The sequence below is a fragment of the Prevotella mikamonis genome (assembly GCF_055381405.1).
Genome location: NZ_AP035785.1, coordinates 1,133,121 through 1,154,117 on the forward strand (window position 1 = coordinate 1,133,121; position 20,997 = coordinate 1,154,117).

Here is a 20,997-nt window from a genome sequence, read left to right on the forward strand (position 1 = left end):
TTATGCCCTATTTCCCTATCAGCAAACCAGACACATCAATATCACCAGTACCACGAAGCGACTGCTTCAGCTGTCTGGCACCACCTTTCAGGGTAATGTCACCCACGCCTACCAACTCGCAATCCACCATGCCGCAACGCTCCAGGTTGGCATCTATATCGCCTGTACCATGTACACCGAAACGGGCGCGGGCCGCATTTTTCAGACGAATATCAATATCGCCTACGCCCCGAACCTGCACATCGCTGCCGACAGTCTCTACATGACCGAAAGTCATATCGCCTGCACCGCGCAGTTCGGCATTCAGATAATCGCACACAACGTAGGGTATATTCATATCTCCGGCCCCCCGCAATACCAATCGCAACGTATCGGTATCGAGCTTCCCCCGCACTTCGAAAGAGCCTGCCCCCACCAAGTCTGCTCCTATCAGGTCGGGAGACGAGATGTAGAGAGTAAGTTTACCACTGCGACGACTGCCAAAAGAAAAGAGATTCACGTTATTCTTCTGGGTCAAGACGATACGATTTCCTTCGTACGACACCTGCACACCGTCTACCATTTTCTTATCGCCTTCGAGTTTCAGCCCGAAAGTATCTGCCTGCTGATAAATCACAGTCCCCAACAAACGGGTCTCTATCTGCTCGAAAGGACGAACCCGAACCCGCCGACCTATTTGCTCTTCCGAGCTGCTACCACTATACGAGCGGCATCCCACTGCGCCTAACCCGAAGGCAACTATCAAAGCCAATAACAATATTTTCTTCATCTTTATCTGAGTATTTGAGTGATTCTGAATATTTGACGCACCCCCATAAAAGAAAGTTGCAAGACGAGATAAAAAGATGAAAACAACCATTACGTACTCAGCACTGCACAGCCTTAAAAAACTGCAAGGCCGTGGCAGCAATGCTGCAAAGCCCGAACAGAGCTGCTGCAAAGCCTAGGCAGCGACACTGCAAAGCCTTTGCAGTAATTTGACTTACTGCACATTGAAAAGCAATAGATGCAAAAATGGTGTGGCATACGGCCCGAGACATCGCTGCCAAAGAGAAATTACACTACACCGACGCAGCTCCTCGCGTGAAATCAGGAACACATACCGGGGCAGCTCCATGCGCAATGGAGAGAGCCGAAAGCTCGCTTACGCAGCACCATTCGGCCATATCGTAGACATCCATATCCAGTGGCAGACCGTGATGTAGGCAATAGGCCAACCGGTAATCCATAAAAAACGACATGCCACCACGTGGATCCAACTCGTGAGCCAAGGCTTGCTGCTCACTGAAATAGGTAGGATAATACGCGCTCAGCAGAGCCTCCGCCGCATCGTCCGCCAACACTTGATTGGCCTGTTCAGGCGGCAATCGCAACTTGCGAAGACCCTCTGCTGCCAACAGCAACTGCGGTTGAGGATACTTCGAGGCATATCCTTGCGTGCCGACAACCTTGTAGCCCCGACTATAAGGACGGGGATTCATCACATTATGCGTAAGCGTGATGGTCTTCCCCCGCAGTGTCCGGATAAGCGTCGTCGTCTCATCGCCATTCGAAAAATCCTCGCACGGTTTACCCATGATGTCCTGATAGGCAGTATTGCCTGTATAGGCATCGCTCTGCATCGCTACCAAATAATCGAGACGGTCGGCACGATGAATGTCCAACAACTGACAGAGCGGTCCTAATCCGTGAGTGGGATAGACATCGCCACGGTGCGTACGGTTGTATTCCATGCGCCAGGGAGTCCACTGGTCGATCATCGTATGTGCATAGCCTCCTTCTACATGCACGATATTCCCAAATGCTCCGCAACGGTGCAGCTGCAACACCGCCGATTCAAAATAATCATAGACGGAATTCTCCAGCATCATACAATGTCGCCGAGAAGTCTCAGCCTTGTCGACTAATTGCCAGATTTCGGCCAGCGACAAGGCCGCAGGCACTTCTATGGCCACATGCTTGCCATGCTCCATGGCACAGAGTGCTATCTCTGCATGGCTCTGCCAATCGGTACATATATATACGATGTCAAGATGGGGCAATGCACACAGTCGGGTATATCCATCCGGTCCGGAAAACAGACTCACATCCCCATGACGCACCGTAGAGGCACACCGGTTGACAAAGTCAATGTCGGTATCGCACAAGGCCACGACTTCGACTCCATCGATGTGCTGCCACCGATTGACAGCCGACTGCCCACGATAGCCCAATCCCACAAAACCGATGCGCACTTTATCCAATGGTTCTGTGGCCAGCTGCAATACATCGCGCTGTCCACTCTTTCGATTGGGTACAGGAGTCGAAAGAGGTTGGAAATTCATCTTCATCTTTTCAAATGTTGATTATATGCTGCAAAGATATAGAAAAATAAGAATCCGACAGACGCTTCCGGCAAATATATAGAGCCAAGTAAATGTTTATATTGGCTTAAAGTTGATAAAAATCATGATTTCATCATGCAAAAAATAGCTTCATCATACACTTTTTAAGTACAAAAATGATTATCTTTGTTCCCAAATTATTGATACATCAATATCGGAATGAGTCATGAACATCTAACGCGAGTGTTGGCACAAACAGTAGAAGAGCTGTCCGAGCCACGCTCACTGAAAGGTTTGTTTCACCAACATCGCGACGGCGACCCTATTCCCTCAGGCAAGGTGCTTGAGGAAATTATAGATTTGGCACGCGCAATTCTGTTTCCCGGCTATTATGGGAAATCGTCTGTAAACACCAATACCATTAAATTTCATATCGGGGTTAACGTCGAACGCCTTTACAAACTATTGTCCGACCAGATTTTGGCCGGTCTATGTTTCGCCGATTGTGATAAGCAGGAGGATGAACATGCGATGGACAAGCTCCGCCAGACTGCTGAGGATTTGACCATGAAGCTGATAGCCAAGCTGCCGGAAATCAGGCAAACGCTAAGCACAGACGTCATTGCAGCCTTCAATGGAGACCCTGCTGCCGACAATTATGCAGAGATTATATCCTGTTATCCGGTGATAAAAGCACTGACAAACTATCGCGTGGCCCACGAATTATACAAGTTGAACGTGCCACTGATACCCCGAATGATGACCGAAATGGCGCATTCCGAGACAGGTATCGACATTCATCCGGAAGCTACTATCGGTCAATACTTTACCATAGACCACGGTACGGGTGTGGTTATCGGCGCTACCTGTATCATCGGAAACAACGTGAAAATCTATCAGGGTGTGACACTAGGTGCCAAGAGTTTCCCACTCGATGAGAACGGGAATCCCATCAAGGGCATCCCACGCCACCCTATCCTCGAAGACAACGTGATTGTCTATGCCAACGCCACCGTCTTGGGCCGTATCACAATCGGCGACGGTTGTATCATCGGAGCAAACGTGTGGGTGACAGAAGACATGGAACCGCAGACGAAGAAATATAAGAAAAATTAAACATAGCAATTTAAACAATGGAATTTGAACTCATTGCCAAGACTTTTATGGGACTGGAAACAGTCTTGGCACAAGAGCTAACCCAACTGGGAGCAAACAATGTACAGATTGGCCGGCGTATGGTTTCGTTTACCGGCGACAAAGAAATGATGTATCGTGCGAACTTCCAATTGCACACAGCTATTCGCATCTTGAAACCTATTGCACATTTCAAGGCAAAGTCGGCTGACGACATGTATGAGGAAGTAAAGAAGATAGACTGGAGCAACTATATAGAAGAAGGTAAGACTTTCTCGGTAGATTCCGTAGTCTATTCAGAAGAATTCAGAAACTCACGTTTCGTAACTTACAAGGTGAAAGACGCCATTGTAGACCAATTCCGTGAGAAAACCGGCAATCGCCCCAACATCAGTGTGAGCAATCCGGATATCAGGCTGAATATCCATGTGGCCGAAGACAAGGCAACACTGTCGCTCGACTCCAGCGGAGAAAGCCTGCACCGCCGCGGCTATCGCCAAGAGTCGGTAGAAGCACCGCTTAACGAAGTACTGGCAGCCGGCATGATATTGATGACCGGATGGAAAGGCGAAACCGACCTTATCGACCCGATGTGCGGGTCGGGAACGATTGCAGTCGAGGCTGCCTTGATTGCCCGCAACATCAGTCCGGGTGTATTCCGCAAGGAATATGCTTTCGAAAAATGGCCCGACTTCGACCAGCAATTGTTCGATGAGATATACAATGACGACTCACAGGAGCGTGAATTCACACACCACATTTATGGTTACGACGTAGACATGAAGGCGGTCAACACGGCACGACTGAATGTTCGGGCTGCCGGACTCACCAAGAATGTAACCATAGAACAGCAGGATTTCAAGAATTTCACCAAGCCAGAGAATCCTGCTATCATGGTGATGAACCCTCCATACGGCGAGCGCATCTCCACACCTAACCTGTTAGGCACATACAAGATGATTGGCGAGCGACTCAAGCATCAGTTTACAGGCAACGAGGCGTGGGTATTAAGCTATCGCGAAGAGTGTTTCGACCAGATTGGCCTGAAACCTTCTATCAAGATACCGGTATACAATGGAAGCCTTGAATGCGAATTCCGCAAGTACGCTATGTTCGATGGCAGGATGAGAGAATTCCGGTCAGAAGGAGGTATCGTGAAGACTGACAAAGAGAAGGCTGAGATGGCAGAGAAGCATCGCTTCAAGAAAAACCGTGAATTCAAGAAACGCCTGGACGAAGAGGAAGAAAATGAAGCTGCCGATATTCGTTCCTTCAAGTTCCATTCTTTGGAGCGTCGTGAGCCTCGCCGTGCCGATGAAGATGACGCACGTCCACGCAAACGCTTCACCAACGACCGCAAGCCTTCGTTCGGGAAAAAGGAATTTAAGGGTGGATTCGGCAAAGCCGACCGCCACACTGGATTTGACAAAAAGCGCAAAAGAATTGATAACGATGAAGATTAAGAGCTTACTTACCATTCTATTTATGGCAGCGACGACCACGAGTCAAGCACAACTGAAACACTTTAGCCTTGAAGATTTGAACTTCGGAGGTAAGAACTATTATAATATGGTGGCCCAAAACCGTTATATGACGTGGTGGGGCGACCAGTTGGTGAGACTCGATGCAGACGCATGTCGCACCGTAGACGTGAAGAATGGTAAGGAAAAGATACTCTTTAACCTATCAGACGTAAACAAAACCGTAGCCGACAGCTTGGGGAAAATACATAGTCTGTACTATGCAGGGTTTCCCTATAGCGACAAGCCTGTGGTCTTATTGAGAAACTCAAAAAGCCGTGTACTCTATGATTTTCGGAAAAAAACGACAGTCTGGGCGCAGTCTTTTAGTGGACAGGAACATGCTGACTGGCATGCAACCAGCAAGGCCACAGCGTATGTAAAAGACCATCAACTCTATGTACAGCAGGGCAATCGCACGATACAACTGACCCATGACGGCAGCAATGACATTGTCTATGGGCAGAGCGTACACCGCGATGAGTTCGGTATATCAAAGGGAACATACTGGAGCAACGACGGTAATAAATTGGCATTCTATCGCATGGATCAGAGCATGGTGGCTGCATATCCTCTCGTTGACATTCCTGAAAATAATTGGAAACCTACAGACGGGCAATCACGCATGGCCACTCCAGCTCCGCTAAGATACCCTATGGCAGGTGAGACTTCGCACAAAGTAACTGTCGGCGTGTACGACTTGCAGAGCGGACGTACCGTCTATCTGAAAGCTGGCGACCCTACCGACCGCTATTTCACAAACATATCGTGGAGTCCGGATTCCAAGATAATCTACATGTTCGAACTCAATAGAGACCAGAACGATTGCCGCTTGGTAAGCTACAATGCCACTACCGGTGACAAAATCGCCGAACTCTATCGTGAGACAGACAACAAATACGTGGAGCCTCAGAACCCCATAGTATTCTTACCATGGGATCATTCGAAGTTCATCATGCAAAGTCAGAAGGACGGCTACAATCATCTCTACCTGTTCAGCAGTGACGGTACGCAGCTCAAGCAAATCACCCAAGGAAACTGGGTGGTGATGGATATACTCGGATTCAACACCAAACGCCGTGCAGTCATCATTTCAAGCAACGAGTGTAAGCCCATCCAAAAGAACACATGGATGATAGACATCGAGACTGGGAAACGGGCTTTGATGGACAATGGGACCGGCTGGCACAACGCAAGTATCAGCAATAGTGGACAATACGTCCTTGATAACTATTCCGAACCTACTGTACCACGCAATATCGACATCACGAATACAGAGAACGGAAAGCAGATTCGCTACTTCACCGCAGCCAATCCGTGGAAAGGCTACGAAGTTCCGGAATACAGCTGTGGCTCACTGAAGGCCACAGACGGCACGACCGACCTCTATTACAGAATGGTGAAACCAACCCACTTTGACCCAAACAAGAAGTATCCCACCATCATCTACGTCTACGGAGGACCTCATGCGCACAACGTTGATGCCCGCTGGAACTACGCAAGTCGTGGCTGGGAGACCTTTATGGCACAGAATGGATACCTGCTTTTCATCCTCGACAATCGCGGAAGTGAAAACCGCGGCAAAGCTTTCGAGCAGGCAACATTCCGCCAGCTCGGTCAAGAAGAGATGAAAGACCAAATGCAAGGCATTGCCTATCTGAAGACATTGCCTTACGTGGATGCCGACAAGATAGGCATACATGGCTGGAGTTTCGGCGGATTTATGACCACTTCGCTCATGACCAACTATCCCGATGTATTCAAGGTGGGCGTTGCCGGTGGTCCGGTTATCGACTGGAAATGGTACGAAGTTATGTATGGCGAGCGCTATATGGACACTCCACAGAGCAATCCGGAAGGATATGCCAAGACAAGCTTAATCAAACAGGCTAAGAATCTCAAAGGGAAATTACAGATAATCATTGGAGAGAACGACCCCGTAGTAGTTCCACAACACGCCAAGGCATTCATCCACCAGTGCATATTGGATGGTACTCAGCCCGATTACTTTATGTATCCAGGTGAACCACACAACATGCGCGGACATCAAAGTACACATCTGCACGAGCGTATCAGCCAATACTTCTTTGACTATCTGCCCGCAAACAAATAACAAGCATATTGATGCAAGAATCTATATAACCCTTTAAACTACACAACGACGATGAATATACTATTATTAGGAAGCGGAGGGCGCGAGCATGCCTTGGCTTGGAAGATTGCACAAAGCAGCAAAGTAGACCAATTATATATTGCTCCGGGCAATGCCGGAACGGCCAACTGCGGTACAAACGTAAATCTCAAAGCCGACGATTTCGATGCCATCAAAGAGTTTTCGTTGCAGAATGATATTCACATGATAGTCGTTGGGCCAGAAGATCCATTGGTAAAAGGCATCTATGACAATCTGAAACAAGATGCACGGACGGCTCACATCCCCGTTATCGGTCCTTCCAAGGCAGGGGCAGTACTTGAAGGCAGCAAGGATTTTGCCAAGGGTTTCATGATGCGACACAATATCCCGACCGCGCAATATCGCACCTTTAACGGTACTAACATAGAAGAAGGGGTAAAGTTTCTTGAAACACTGAAAGCACCATACGTACTCAAAGCCGACGGACTTTGTGCCGGCAAGGGAGTCTTGATACTCCCCACACTCGAAGAAGCCCAGCAAGAACTGCGCGATATGCTGGGTGGAATGTTCGGCGATGCCAGTGCTTCCGTAGTCATAGAAGAGTTTCTCAGCGGTATCGAATGTTCTGTTTTCGTCTTGACAGACGGCAAAAACTACAAGATACTACCCGAAGCCAAAGACTATAAGCGCATCGGCGAACACGACACCGGCCTGAATACAGGCGGTATGGGCAGTGTTTCGCCCGTTCCATTCGCCAACAAGGAGTGGATGAAAAAGGTCGAAGACCGCATCATCCGTCCCACCGTCGAAGGCCTGGCTGCCGAAGGTATCGACTACAAGGGTTTCATATTCTTCGGCCTTATCAATGTAGAAGGCGAGCCAATGGTGATAGAATACAACTGTCGCATGGGCGATCCGGAGACCGAGAGCGTCATGCTGCGCCTCAAGAGCGACATCGTCGACCTATTTGAAGGCGTTGCCGAGGGCAATCTTGACCAACATCAGATTGAGTTCGACGACCGTTCTGCCGTCTGTGTCATGCTTGTCAGCGGTGGCTATCCGCAACAATATGCCAAAGGTTATCCCATTTCAGGCATTGAAGAAGTGGAAGAGTCCATTGTCTTCCACGCCGGAACGGCCCTCAAAGATGGCAAAGTCGTTACCAATGGCGGTCGTGTCATAGCCGTCAGCAGTTATGGGAAGGACAAGGAAGAAGCCTTGCAGAAAAGTTTCCGAGGTGCTCAGAAGATTATGTACAAGGATAAATATTTCAGAACAGACATCGGTCACGACCTGTAATCCAGGAAAAGTCATTCATTTAAAACAGAAGTAGGAAGGTATAGCAGATTGGTAAACAAGAGTTTACAGAGACGAATTGCGACTAGCAGATACACGCTCCCCATTACGAGCATCTATGCTCTAGGCGTGTGTGTCTATGCGTTGATGGAGCATCAGTTGTGGATACAAACAGCATGTCTGGCATTGGCTGCCCTGATGATGGTACAACTTAACAATGCCTATGCACTCATCCGCATCTATAGTCGCATGGTTTCCTGCTCCTTCCTCGTCCTATGTACGATGGCAGCCTTTCTGCTTCCATCCCTGGAAGGCAGCATTCTGCAATTGTGCATCATTGCCTTCCTACTGTTCCTATTCAGAGGATACCAAGACAACAGGGCCACAGGCTGGGTATTCTATGCCTTTGCCATGTGGGGCATTGCCAGTATCTTTTTCGTCCATATACTCTATTTCGTACCTATCCTTTGGGTGATACTCTACACCAACATCCTTGCCGGAAGCGTGAAAACCCTCTGCGCCAGTCTGCTCGGCCTGTCAGTCCCTTACTGGTTTCTAGCCGGGTATGATGTATGGACGGGGCATCCGGTGGCATTGATGTTGCATTTCCAACAACTTGCCCACTTCCAGCCCGTAGGTCAAATCCAGCTACTTACAACCAACCAACTGCTTACTTGCGGTTTCTTACTCATTCTCGCCGTCACCGGAACTATTCACTTTTTCCGCCACAGCTATAATGATAAAATCAGAACCCGCATGTTCTATGAAGTCTTTGTGGTGATAGATGCAGCCGCATTTGTCTTTATATTCCTTCAGCCCCAACACTATTCGGAGCTGCTGCGCATTTGCATTGTCACCACAGCACCACTCATCGGGCATTTCCTGGCACTCACACGTACCAGGATAACCAACATAGCTTTTCATGCCATGCTGGCAGCTGCGCTTGTTATAACAGTCATCAATCTATGGTTTCCATCACTGAGTTTCTAATAGACTGGGGCAACTGGGGTATGCTCCTATCAGCCTTTCTGGCCGGCAGTTTCCTACCATTCAGCAGCGAAGCTGTCATGCTGGGCCTGCTGGCTGCCGGTCTGAATCCGTGGCCGTTGGTACTATCTGCCACCATCGGCAATGTGATGGGTGGCCTATTCAATTACAGCATCGGGCGACTGGGCCGTCTCGACTGGATAGAGAAATACCTCCATGTCAGTCAGGAGAAACTGGACCGTGCCACGAAATTCATGAGTGGGCGAGGCGCTTGGATGGGATTCTTCGCCTTCATGCCTTTCCTTGGGAGCGCTATTACCATCGCACTAGGACTTATGAGAGCCAATATTTTTATTTCAACTATCAGTATGACTATTGGGAAATTTTTAAGATACGTCGTCATCATCCTGTCGGTAACCTCACTGACAGCATGCACCGGCAGCAAGACAGACAATCAGCGCACCATCATGGTGTCGATAGAACCGCTCCGCTATTTCGCAGAACAGATAGCAGGCGATAAGTTCAAAATCACAACAATGGTACCCAAAGGGGGCAACCCGGAAACCTACGAGCCTACACCCAAGCAGATGATGCAGCTCGCCAAGAGTGATTTATTCTTCAAAATCGGCAATATCGGTTTCGAGCGCACATGGATGAAAAAGCTCACGACAAACGCTCCGCACACCATTATGGTTAATACATCTGACGGTATAGTCCCCGTCAAGACCATCAACGGCTATGCCGACCCACACACATGGATGAGTGCGGCCAACGCCCGTATCATTGCCGTCAACATTTTCAACAAACTGAAAGAAATAGACTCGCGAGACAGTCTGTACTTCAGGCAGAATCTGGAGAGCCTGCTCGACCGTATCAACGCGGTAGACAACGAAGTGAGAGGATACATCACCCAAGATAAATCGAATGCCTTCCTCATCTACCACCCTATTCTCACCTATTTTGCCCGCGACTACGGGCTGACTCAGATTCCCGTGGAGGAAGAGGGACACGAACCGAGTGCCGCCCAACTGCAACAAGTCATTCAGCTGGCCCACCGGAAACAGGTGAAAGTCATCTTTGTGCAGAAAGAGATGGCCAACCGGAATCTGGACATCGTCGGCGACGGAGTGGCAGCAGAACGGGCCGTTATCAATCCGCTCGGCTATCACTGGGACAAGGAAATGATAAAAGTAGCAAAACTGTTGAAGTAAGCCATGGCACAACCAATCATTGAACTCAAGCACGTTTCGGCCGCCTACGGTGCTGTCATGGCACTGGAAGACGTTTCGCTGCAAGTCTACGACCACGACTACCTGGGCATCATCGGACCGAACGGCGGTGGCAAGACCACACTGATGCGCGTCATACTAGGCCTGATGAAACCGCAGGCAGGAGAGATTATCTTCCGTCGCGGAGACAAGATTGTAAACGAGCTTTCCATGGGCTACCTGCCACAATACAATGAGATAGACAGGAAGTTCCCCATCTCGGTCTACGAAGTGATACTGTCCGGCCTCAGCAAGCAGAAACATTTTCTGCGCCCCTATACCACTGAGCAGCATCAGCAAGTGCGCCGTGCCATCGAACGACTGGAACTCAAAGGACTCGAAAAGCGTCACATCGGCCAACTCAGTGGCGGTCAGCTGCAACGTGTCTTACTGGCCAGAGCCGTCGTTTCCAATCCCGAAGTCGTGGTACTGGACGAACCCAACACCTACATCGACAAGCGTTTCCAGGAACAGATGTATGAGATGTTGCACCGTCTCAATGAAGACTGTGCCGTCATCGTAGTAAGTCACGACATCGCCGAAATCATAGAAAACGCGAAACACGTGGCATGCGTGAACCGCACCTTGCACTACCACGAGCATACCGACATCCCTATCACCAAGATAGAACAGCATTTTCTCTCTATCAGGCCATAGGGCATCCCCCCACTCCCCATCACTCTGAACGGGTTACCAACCACACTTGGCAGCCCATCTTTCCCGTTCTATTACCGAGTAGATTTTCTCTTCATTTACTGCAAAGCCCCGGCAGCAATGCTGTTGGGGCTTTGCAGCGTTGCTGTCAGGCCCTTGCAGCATTACTGTTAAGCCTTTGCAATCTACAGGGGGTGACAGATGCGAGATGAGAAGTAAGCATCCAGGCCATACAATAATGTTTAAAAAGGCAAGCAATATTTTGCAATATGCCTTATTTAATCTATCTTTGCAATCATTATTCACAATACATTTTATGAGACAGTACAAATTAGTGGACAATGTACTTGGATGGCTTGCATTCTTCATTGCAGCTGTCGTATATTGTTCAACAATTGAACCGACAGCCAGCTTCTGGGACTGTCCTGAGTTTATCACTACTGCATATAAGCTCGAAATCGGACACCCACCCGGAGCACCATTCTTCATGCTCACCGCAAACCTGTTCAGTCAGTTTGTCAGCGACCCTTCACAAGTGGCCCGAATGGTGAACACGATGAGTGCATTATTGAGTGCCACAACCATCATGTTCCTCTTCTGGACCATCACCCACCTCACCCGTAAGCTCATCATGAAAGACTGGGACGAGCTGACGACGGCCAAACTCGTCATCATCGAGGGTGCCGGCTTGGTGGGCGCATTGATTTATACATTCAGCGACACGTTCTGGTACTCGGCCGTAGAGGGTGAAGTATATGCCTATTCATCGGCCTTCACTGCCATTGTATTCTGGCTCATACTGAAGTGGGAAGACCATGCCGACGAACCTCATAGCGACCGTTGGCTCGTGCTCATAGCCTATATGACCGGATTGAGTATCGGTGTGCATCTGCTCAACTTGCTCTGCATCCCGGCCATCGTACTGGTCTACTGCTACCGCAAGTTCCCCCATATCGAACTGAAAGGTTCGCTGCTGGCACTCCTGGGAGCATTTGTCATCGTGGCAGCTGTGCTTTACGGTGTAGTTCCGGGCATCATCACCGTGGGCGGATGGTTCGAGTTGCTGTTTGTCAACGTACTCGGCTTCCCGTTCAATACAGGCGAAATCATCTACATTATCCTCTTGGTGGCTACGGTTATCTGGGCCATCTACGAGAGCTATACAGACAAAAGCGAAAAGAGGCAGAACCTGGCTTTCGTACTCTCTGTGGCCATGCTCGGTATTCCTTTCGTCGGAAACGGAGTAAGTGCAGCCGTTATTGGCATTGTCGTGCTGGCAGTGTTGTGGTTTGCCCTCAACCTGAAGAAGACCGAAGGCAAGACAAAGGTGAGCTACATATCGGCCCGCATCAAGAATACGACATTGCTCTGCATGCTGATGCTGATGATAGGTTACTCCAGCTATGCGCTTATCGTCATCCGCTCATCGGCCAATCCTCCGATGGACCAGAATTCTCCTGAAGACATCTTCACACTGGGCAACTACCTGAGCCGCGACCAGTATGGTGACCGTCCATTGGTCTACGGACAGGCCTATACGTCGCAGGTGGCGCTGAAACAGGATGGCAATATGTGCCGCCCCGTTACCAAAAAGGATGCACCTATCTATAGCCGCAAGGAAAAAGCCAACAAAGACGAGAAAGACTCTTACTTCATCGTAAGCCATAAGACCAAATACCAATATGCGCAGAACATGCTGTTCCCACGCATGTACGACGCTTCCCATACCCAAGCCTACGAAGACTGGATGGGCGGTGTAGACGGCTACGAAACTGCATACGACCGCTGTGGCGAGGCTATGATGGTAAAGATGCCTTCGCAACTGGAGAATATACGCTTCTTCCTCTCCTACCAATGCAACTTCATGTATTGGCGTTACTTCATGTGGAACTTTGCCGGAAGGCAGAATGATATACAAGGTAACGGCGAGTTGGAACACGGCAACTGGATTACGGGCATCCCATTCGTGGACAATGCACGACTGGGCGACCAGAGCAAACTGCCCGACGATCTGAAGAACAACAAGGGACGCAACGTATTCTATTGTCTTCCTCTGTTGCTCGGATTGCTCGGACTATTCTGGCAAGCATGGCGTGGACAGCGCGGAATACGCCAGTTCTGGGTGGTATTCTTCTTGTTCTTCATGACTGGTCTGGCCATCGTCATCTACCTGAACCAGACACCTATGCAACCACGTGAGCGCGATTATGCCTACGCCGGTTCGTTCTATGCCTTTGCTATCTGGTGCGGTATCGGCGTCGCTGCTGTCTACGACCTCATCAAGAAATATTTGCATGTAAGCGGAACAACTGTGGCTGCGGTCGTTTCACTGCTGGCATTGCTCGTTCCGATACAGATGGTAAGTCAGACATGGGACGACCACGACCGCAGTGGAAGATACACTTGCCGTGACTTCGGACAGAATTATCTGATGACATTGCAGGATAAAGGCAACCCGATTATATTCACCAACGGCGACAACGATACTTTCCCGCTGTGGTATAATCAGGATGTAGAGGGCGTCCGCACCGATGCACGTGTCTGCAACCTCAGTTATCTGCAGACCGATTGGTACATCGACCAGATGAGACGTCCGGCTTACGACTCTCCTTCTGTGCCTATCACTTGGCCTCGTCTCGACTATTGCTCAGGAACCAATGAGTATGTGCCTGTCCAGCCAGAAGCCAAACAGCAGATATTAGAGTTCTACAAGACTAATCCGGAAGCTGCCAAGAAGCAATTCGGTGACAATCCGTTCGAGTTGAAGAACATCCTGAAATACTGGGTGCGCGCAAAAGACGGAGACATGCACTTCATCCCCACCGACACCGTATATGTGACGGTAGATAAGGATGCCGTGCGAAAAAGTGGCATGCTGATGGCCGGAGATACCATCCCAGATCGCATGATTATCTCGCTCGCCAACAAGGATGCACTTTACAAGGGCGACCTGATGATGCTCGAAATGATAGCACAGTCTGACTGGAAACGTCCTATCTATGTGGCTTTGACCGTGGGCGAAGACAACTACATGAATCTCGGTGACAACTTCGTGCAGGAAGGTTTGGCTAACCGTATCACGCCGTTCACCACCAATAAGCCAGGTGCTAAGCGATATGATACAGAGAAGGTATACAATAACCTGATGAACCGTTACAAGTTCGGCGGACTCTCTAAACCCGGACTTTACCTCGATGAGACCGTCATGCGCATGTGTTATACGCATCGTAGACTATATGCCGAGCTGGCTACCCACCTCATCGCAGAGCATCAAAATGCCAAGGCTTTGAAGGTATTGCAAAAGGTGGAGAAAGAGATTCCTGCTTACAATATTCCTAATAATTATGTGAGCGGCAGTCTGGATTTAGCCCGCGCGTACGCTCTCTTGGGCAAAAAGGCACAAGCCACGACCATCATGAACGATGTATGGAAGAACTCCTATCAGTACATGGAATGGTATCTGAGCCTCAGTTCCGACCGGTTTGCACAGTCAATGAGTGATTGTATTCGCGAAATGACGATTATGCAACAAGTGGCAGACGCCGCTCCACTGGTCGATAAGAAACTCGCTGGCAAATGGGACAAGACGTTTAAGGCCGTATTTGCACGCTACCAAGCAAAGGGCGGCGTCTTACCAAGCAGGGATTAAGGCCACATGCTGATTGAACAACCTGCTAAATGGCTGCGCTGGTTATACCCAAGTGCAATTTGGAGAATGGATCCTAACGAACATTCAGTATATCTGACGTTCGACGACGGCCCTATTCCCGAATCCACACCATTCATTCTCGAAACCTTGAAGAAGTATAATGCGAAAGCAACCTTCTTCATGGTGGGTGAGAATGTATTACGCCATCATGACCTCTACAACCAGATACTAGAGGATGGACATCAGGTTGGAAATCACACTTTCAATCATGTTGGAGCTTTCAAACATTGGACATTTACTTATGCTGTCAACACTCATAAGGCCAATGAATTGATACACGCCCATCTGTTCAGGCCTCCTCACGGGTGGTTAAGACCCAGCGAATACTGGTGGTTGAAACGTGGTTACAAGATTATCATGTGGGACTTGGTCACTCGCGACTACTCCAAATGGTTGTCTGGCGAAGACGTATTGAACAATGTAAAGCGTTATGCGCGCAACGGTTCTATCATAACTTTCCACGATTCTCTCAAGAGTATTGATAAATTAAAGTATGCACTGCCGAGAGCTTTGGAATGGTTGCAACAGCAAGGATATGAGTTTAAAATCTTTGAATAAACAAGAACTGAGCGAAAAAATAAAAGCCGAGGCCAAAAACCTCGGCTTCTTTGCTTGCGGCATAGCACAAGCTGGCAGCGTAGAAGACGACACTGCCCGGCACGTCAGGCGCTGGTTGGCCGACGAAAACTATGCAGGCATGGCGTATATGAACAACTATACCGACAAGCGACTCGATCCTCGGTTGCTCATGGATGGACTGAAGAGCATCGTTTGTGTGGCGCTGAACTATGCTCCGGCACAGGATTTTGGAGCAGGAGAGTTCCGGTTTGCAGCCTACGCATTGGGACAAGACTACCATGACATCGTCAAAAACAAGCTCAAACTACTGGCAGATAAAATTGGAATTAACAACTACCGAGTGTTCTGTGACAGCGCTCCCGTACTCGAACGGTATTGGGCTACACAGGCAGGACTGGGATGGACGGGTAAGAATCATCAGTTGATTATTCCTCATGCAGGCAGCATGTTTTTTCTTGGCGAGCTGTTCTTGGACATCGAACTGGAATATGATAAGCCGGCAAGAAACCGATGTGGAAACTGTCACAAGTGTATAGACCACTGTCCGACAGGCGCTTTACAGGAAGGACGGGAACTCAATTCACTTGCTTGCCTAAGCTACCAGACCATTGAGAATCGCGATGATATACCGCCGGAATATGCAAGCAAGATGGGTAAAACCATCTATGGGTGTGACCGTTGTCAGCAAGTCTGCCCTTGGAATCGTTTCGCCCGTCCCAACGACACACCCGAATTGCAGCCCAAAGCAGAACTTCTGGTTATGAAACGAGCCGACTGGCTGAATCTTAGTGAGGAAGATTACCGCAAACTTTTCAAAGGAAGTGCAGTCAAGAGAGCCAAATATAGCGGACTTATGAGAAATATCAAGGCTGCGACTTGCTATTATGAAGGAAAAGAACTAACTTTGAATACCAAACAAGAAGACGATGAATAGCAAGTACATCAACTGTTATCAGGCCACAGCCGCATTGACAAGAGCTTTCTTCGAGGCCTTTACCATGGGTATCATGGATAGTCTCTACCCCACCGAAGACACCGATAAGAAATACAATCTGCGCAATATCAAGCAGGCTATGCTAGAACATTACGAGCAGATAGCAGATGCTTTCTTCATGATTATGTTCACTGTATTCATCCGATTGAACTACCGCGACGTGGAAGACGCGCAACAACGACTGATCAAAGAGTTTGCGAACAAACAGCCGACAATGCCTGATTATCTGCGATTTGCCTGCAAAACTCAAAAACTATACGATGCTATGGTCACTGAATACAAGCAGAACTTCGACTATCTTCTACGCGGAAAATTCTATCATGTGCCAGAATATCTGAAACAATATACACATGGCAGCCAATTATCAGTAGCCGATGAGCCACTAGCTATCAACCTGATGGTACGCACAATCCTTAAAGCTTATACCACAGGAATGAAACTTTCGGGAACAAAAAAGCTGTCACTCCATCAACCATCCATTCTTCGATTGCTCATAGTCAACATCAATCTGCTTATCAACAACAGCCAACTCAAAGCAGGACAAGCCGAACTGAACGACCTGTTCATGGCTGCCTGCGGTAATGAGACCAATATGAACGTGATGCTGAATACTCTGGATGAAACTTACAAAGAGCTTATCAAAGAAGAAGGAATCATCTCTGACAATGACAAATCAAACTAGGAAAGACAATCTCAAGAAGACGGCTTTATACGGGCGTATGAAGCAGATGACACAGTATCTGGACCAATACTATCTGGATGCTTTCATAGGTTTTGTACCCGGAGGTATCGGAGATACGATTGCAGCCCTGTTCTCTCTTGTCCATATCTACTTCAGCTTGTTCAAGCTAAGGTCTATCCCACTGACACTTGCCATACTCAACAACACCCTGCGCGACGTGCTATTGGGCCTGATACCCTTCTACATAGGCAACGTGGCAGACTTCTTTCATCGTGCCAACAGCAAGAACATGCAACTCGTAGATGGCTTTATCAACGACGACAAAGCCATTATAAACGAAGTGAACAGAAAGGCTGCCCTTTCTGTTCTAACCCTCATTGTACTTATTCTTATGATTATAGGTATGATATGGGGCCTCATCTGGCTCGCCAAGCAGATTTACCTCATTTGGTAAATCTGCCTTTACTGCATATCATAGACCACCTGCATCAGCTTCTTACCGATAGCGTCGGCCTCTTCCATGGTTGCAGCTTCGCTGTACACACGGATAATCGGCTCGGTATTGCTCTTACGCAAGTGAACCCACTTATCGGGGAAATCAATCTTCACACCGTCAATATCAGTCACTTGTTCGTCTTTGAACATATCCTTCACCTTCTCCAAGATAGCGTCGACATCGGTAGATGGCGTCAAATCAATACGATTCTTGGCGATAAAATAGTTAGGATATGTAGCGCGAAGCTCGCTCACCTTGCACCCCTTATGAGCCAATGAAGACAAGAAAAGAGCTATACCAACGAGCGCATCACGACCATAGTGGCTTTCAGGATAGATTACTCCACCATTGCCTTCGCCGCCAATGACAGCATTCACAGCCTTCATCTTGGTTGTAACATTCACCTCTCCCACAGCAGCAGCAGCATATTCACAACCATATTTCTCCGTAACATCGCGCAAAGCACGGGTAGAACTCAAGTTGCTTACGGTATTACCAGGCGTATGTTCAAGCACATAATCGGCCACAGAAACCAGCGTATATTCCTCGCCATACATCTTTCCATCCTCGCAGATGAATACCAATCGGTCGACATCGGGGTCGACTACGACACCCAAATCATATCCTCCTTTGGCCACTTCGGTCATGATACCGCCCAGATTTTTCTCCAACGGTTCTGGATTATGAGCGAAATCACCATTGGGTTCACCATTCAACATGGTATATTCCACGCCCAATGCCTCGAACAGATGAGGCAGGATAACGCCACCGACACTGTTGACCGTATCGACAGCCACCTTGAAATGAGCCTTCTTGATAGCTTCTACATCCACCAACTTCAGTGCCAATACAGCTTCGATATGGCGCTGATTGAAAGAAGAGTCGGCTGTATACTTACCCAGATGGTCTACATCAGCATACTCAAAGTCCTCTTTCTCGGCCAAGGCAAGCACTTCGTTGCCATCGTCCTTGGTCAGGAATTCGCCTTCATGATTCAGCAATTTCAGCGCATTCCAGTGACGTGGATTGTGACTGGCTGTCAAGATAAGTCCACCGGCAGCACCGCTCATACGAACAGCCAGCTCGGTTGTCGGGGTCGTTGCAAGTCCAATGTCAAGCACATCGTAGCCAATACCCATCAGAGTACCGCATACTACGTTCTTTACCATCTCACCAGAGATACGTGCATCGCGTCCAACCACAATCGTATTGCTGTCAGACTGTTTGCTACGACGAATAAAAGTTGCATAAGCTGAAGTGAACTTGACAATGTCAAGTGGATTCAGTGTGTCGCCCGTAGAACCACCTATCGTTCCACGGATACCTGAAATAGATTTTATTAATGTCATGGGATTAGGGTTTAAACTATGTTTCTTTACTAGATGTCGCGCTGGAATGTCAACTCAAACAAACTGGGATAAACCGAGCGAGAGGCTGAAAGCGTTCCCTTGTCACTGGGAACGATAATCCTCACCTTGGCTATTTCCTCATTATCTCTAGTCTGCCTGCCAATCTTGATATAAGGGAATACAGACATCCAGCCGGTAGGTACGGATGTACTACCATAGGCAGTATACATCACACTATTGCCGCTATCGAACACGCCGGAGTATGTACCGCTCGTATTGCGAACCGTTATTCTATCCGGTATCATAGAGTAAAAAAGCACATTATTACTCAAGATAACGGAGTCGGTCATCAAGTTTGTCTCCGTAAAACGACACAACACATTGGCCGTCTCGCCCGGCCTAATCAGACTACCAGTTCCCTTTCTCTCTATCTGCAAATAGATTCCGGAACTTTCCAGCAGTACATATTCATTCTTGCTGACATCGGTCGTCGTATCTTTAAAGAATTCCGACTCAGTAATAAGATTGATTTTATGCTTTGCAATAAATTGAGAAATGGCTGTACGCTCTTTCTTCTTCTTATCTGCATACGACTCATGGTCGCGGCAAGAAGCAAAGATAATGACACCAACCAAGGCGAAAAAGAGGAATGTAAATTTCTTCATTATGTTGTATGTTATCGCACAAAGGTACAAAAAAGATTACTAATTATGATTGACCTTATATGTTTTATAAAACTTTTAACCTTTTAAAAAATTCTCATAATGAGCGATGGCACGACGTGCTATCTGCTCAGCTTCGGCTATGGAACAATGCAGTTTGCCGCCCGCAGCATTCATGTGGCCACCGCCATTGAAGAATTCGGCTGCCAACAGATTGCAAGGGAAGTTGTCGACCGAGCGCGTACTCACCAATACCGTATTCTCATGACGGTCGTCCTCGCGCAGCGAGATAGAGAGTTTCAGTCCCTTGATACGCAGCGGTTCGTTCACCAGCCCCTCCAAATCGCCCTTGATGAAGTGGAAGTCCTGCATATCCTGCTTGGTGACAGAGAAATACGAGGCATGCAAATCTTCAAAGACATTGAGCTTCTGACTCATCAAATAGCCACGGAAACGAATGGCCCAGGAACTGTAATTATTGAATACCTGACGATAAATCTTATCCTTATCGAATCCCTTGGTCAAGAGTTGACCGATGATAAAATAGATTTCAGGCCGCGAAGAATTGTAGGTGAAGCCTCCCGTATCTGTCATCATACCGCAATAGATGGGTACGGCCATCTTCTTGGTCATCTGCTCAAAACCCTCCAACTGCCAGATAATACGGAATATCATCTCCGATGTGCTGCTCATATCGGGATGAGAAACGGTCAGCACAGTGTCCATATCAGGATTCAGATGATGGTCTATCATCACCTTTTTAGCAGCCGACGCAACGAGTACCTGCTCCATGTCTTCCACTCGTCCCGGTACGTTGAAATCGAGACAGAACACCAAGTCGGCCTGTCCGAACAATGCTTCCACCCGGTCGGGATGGCGGTCATGGCGCACAATACGCTCCACACCGGGCAGCCATTTCAGAAAATCGGGAAAGGCATCCGGAATAACCAGCGTAGCCTCCTTACCCATCTGGCGCAGATACTCTACCCATGCCAACGACGACCCGATGGCATCTCCATCAGGTCCTTTATGACAACACACTACTATATGATTAGAATCGCTGATAACCTGTCGTAATACGGCCAGTTCAGCATCGTTGAGAATGTTCATTTGCATAGTGGTGCAAAGGTAATAAAAAAAAGAGAATGCCATAACCGGAGAGCCACAGATTCTCTACAAGATGTACAGGGTAGACCCTTCATTAGCATT

At 48.3% G+C, this 20,997-nt stretch carries 17 protein-coding genes; 12 read left to right on the top strand and 5 right to left on the bottom strand.

What is annotated here, in order from left to right; all coding sequences use genetic code 11:
• Nucleotides 1–7: 7 nt before the first annotated feature.
• Both ACZ42L_RS04935 and ACZ42L_RS04940 read right to left on the bottom strand, forming a co-directional pair.
• Nucleotides 8–769, bottom strand: a complete 762-nt coding sequence (locus ACZ42L_RS04935; protein WP_464716796.1) for a GIN domain-containing protein — start codon at nucleotides 767–769, stop codon at nucleotides 8–10.
• Nucleotides 770–1,061: 292 nt separating this feature from the next.
• On the bottom strand, nucleotides 1,062–2,330 hold the full coding sequence (locus ACZ42L_RS04940) for a Gfo/Idh/MocA family protein (RefSeq protein ID WP_464716797.1): 1,269 nt from the start codon (nucleotides 2,328–2,330) through the stop codon (nucleotides 1,062–1,064).
• Nucleotides 2,331–2,543: 213 nt separating this feature from the next.
• On the opposite strand from ACZ42L_RS04940, the gene epsC reads away from it, so the two are divergent.
• The 12 genes from epsC (at nucleotide 2,544) to ACZ42L_RS05000 (ending at nucleotide 17,735) form a co-directional block, all read left to right on the top strand.
• Nucleotides 2,544–3,440 carry a serine O-acetyltransferase EpsC gene (epsC, locus tag ACZ42L_RS04945; RefSeq protein WP_464701778.1) on the top strand — a complete coding sequence of 299 codons (897 nt, stop codon included), beginning with the start codon at nucleotides 2,544–2,546 and terminating at the stop codon, nucleotides 3,438–3,440.
• A 17-nt stretch (nucleotides 3,441–3,457) separates the two neighbouring features.
• Nucleotides 3,458–4,921, top strand: a complete 1,464-nt coding sequence (locus tag ACZ42L_RS04950; protein ID WP_464701152.1) for a THUMP domain-containing class I SAM-dependent RNA methyltransferase — start codon at nucleotides 3,458–3,460, stop codon at nucleotides 4,919–4,921.
• A complete protein-coding gene (locus ACZ42L_RS04955; protein ID WP_464716798.1) occupies nucleotides 4,911–7,091 on the top strand; it encodes a S9 family peptidase in 2,181 nt (726 codons plus the stop codon). Before ACZ42L_RS04950 ends, ACZ42L_RS04955 begins: the two co-directional genes overlap by 11 nt.
• Before the next feature lie 51 nt (nucleotides 7,092–7,142).
• Nucleotides 7,143–8,411 carry a phosphoribosylamine--glycine ligase gene (gene purD, locus ACZ42L_RS04960; protein WP_464701156.1) on the top strand — a complete coding sequence of 423 codons (1,269 nt, stop codon included), beginning with the start codon at nucleotides 7,143–7,145 and terminating at the stop codon, nucleotides 8,409–8,411.
• A 48-nt stretch (nucleotides 8,412–8,459) separates the two neighbouring features.
• The gene (locus ACZ42L_RS04965; protein WP_464701158.1) at nucleotides 8,460–9,398 is read left to right on the top strand and encodes a hypothetical protein; all 939 of its coding nucleotides are present in this window, start codon (nucleotides 8,460–8,462) and stop codon (nucleotides 9,396–9,398) included.
• Nucleotides 9,374–10,606, top strand: coding sequence for a metal ABC transporter solute-binding protein, Zn/Mn family (locus tag ACZ42L_RS04970; RefSeq protein ID WP_464716799.1), 1,233 nt, complete (start codon nucleotides 9,374–9,376; stop codon nucleotides 10,604–10,606). Before ACZ42L_RS04965 ends, ACZ42L_RS04970 begins: the two co-directional genes overlap by 25 nt.
• Nucleotides 10,607–10,609: 3 nt before the next feature.
• Complete coding sequence (locus ACZ42L_RS04975) at nucleotides 10,610–11,320, top strand: metal ABC transporter ATP-binding protein (protein ID WP_464716800.1); 711 nt, start codon at nucleotides 10,610–10,612, stop codon at nucleotides 11,318–11,320.
• A gap of 313 nt (nucleotides 11,321–11,633) precedes the next feature.
• The gene (locus ACZ42L_RS04980; protein ID WP_464716801.1) at nucleotides 11,634–14,966 is read left to right on the top strand and encodes a protein O-mannosyl-transferase family; all 3,333 of its coding nucleotides are present in this window, start codon (nucleotides 11,634–11,636) and stop codon (nucleotides 14,964–14,966) included.
• A gap of 6 nt (nucleotides 14,967–14,972) precedes the next feature.
• Nucleotides 14,973–15,584, top strand: coding sequence for a polysaccharide deacetylase family protein (locus tag ACZ42L_RS04985; protein WP_464701165.1), 612 nt, complete (start codon nucleotides 14,973–14,975; stop codon nucleotides 15,582–15,584).
• Complete coding sequence (gene queG / locus ACZ42L_RS04990) at nucleotides 15,562–16,539, top strand: tRNA epoxyqueuosine(34) reductase QueG (RefSeq protein WP_464716802.1); 978 nt, start codon at nucleotides 15,562–15,564, stop codon at nucleotides 16,537–16,539. Before ACZ42L_RS04985 ends, queG begins: the two co-directional genes overlap by 23 nt.
• Nucleotides 16,532–17,281, top strand: a complete 750-nt coding sequence (locus ACZ42L_RS04995) for a hypothetical protein (protein WP_464701168.1) — start codon at nucleotides 16,532–16,534, stop codon at nucleotides 17,279–17,281. Before queG ends, ACZ42L_RS04995 begins: the two co-directional genes overlap by 8 nt.
• Nucleotides 17,265–17,735 carry a DUF4112 domain-containing protein gene (locus ACZ42L_RS05000; RefSeq protein ID WP_464716803.1) on the top strand — a complete coding sequence of 157 codons (471 nt, stop codon included), beginning with the start codon at nucleotides 17,265–17,267 and terminating at the stop codon, nucleotides 17,733–17,735. The genes ACZ42L_RS04995 and ACZ42L_RS05000 overlap by 17 nt, the downstream gene beginning before the upstream one ends.
• Before the next feature lie 8 nt (nucleotides 17,736–17,743).
• Here ACZ42L_RS05000 and glmM read toward each other — a convergent pair whose 3' ends face one another.
• The 3 genes from glmM to ACZ42L_RS05015 form a co-directional block, all read right to left on the bottom strand.
• Nucleotides 17,744–19,126, bottom strand: a complete 1,383-nt coding sequence (glmM, locus tag ACZ42L_RS05005; RefSeq protein WP_464716804.1) for a phosphoglucosamine mutase — start codon at nucleotides 19,124–19,126, stop codon at nucleotides 17,744–17,746.
• 29 nt (nucleotides 19,127–19,155) lie between these two features.
• Nucleotides 19,156–19,791 carry a DUF4827 domain-containing protein gene (locus ACZ42L_RS05010; protein ID WP_464701173.1) on the bottom strand — a complete coding sequence of 212 codons (636 nt, stop codon included), beginning with the start codon at nucleotides 19,789–19,791 and terminating at the stop codon, nucleotides 19,156–19,158.
• Between the two features lie 75 nt (nucleotides 19,792–19,866).
• Complete coding sequence (locus ACZ42L_RS05015) at nucleotides 19,867–20,904, bottom strand: DHH family phosphoesterase (protein ID WP_464701790.1); 1,038 nt, start codon at nucleotides 20,902–20,904, stop codon at nucleotides 19,867–19,869.
• Nucleotides 20,905–20,997 lie beyond the last annotated feature (93 nt).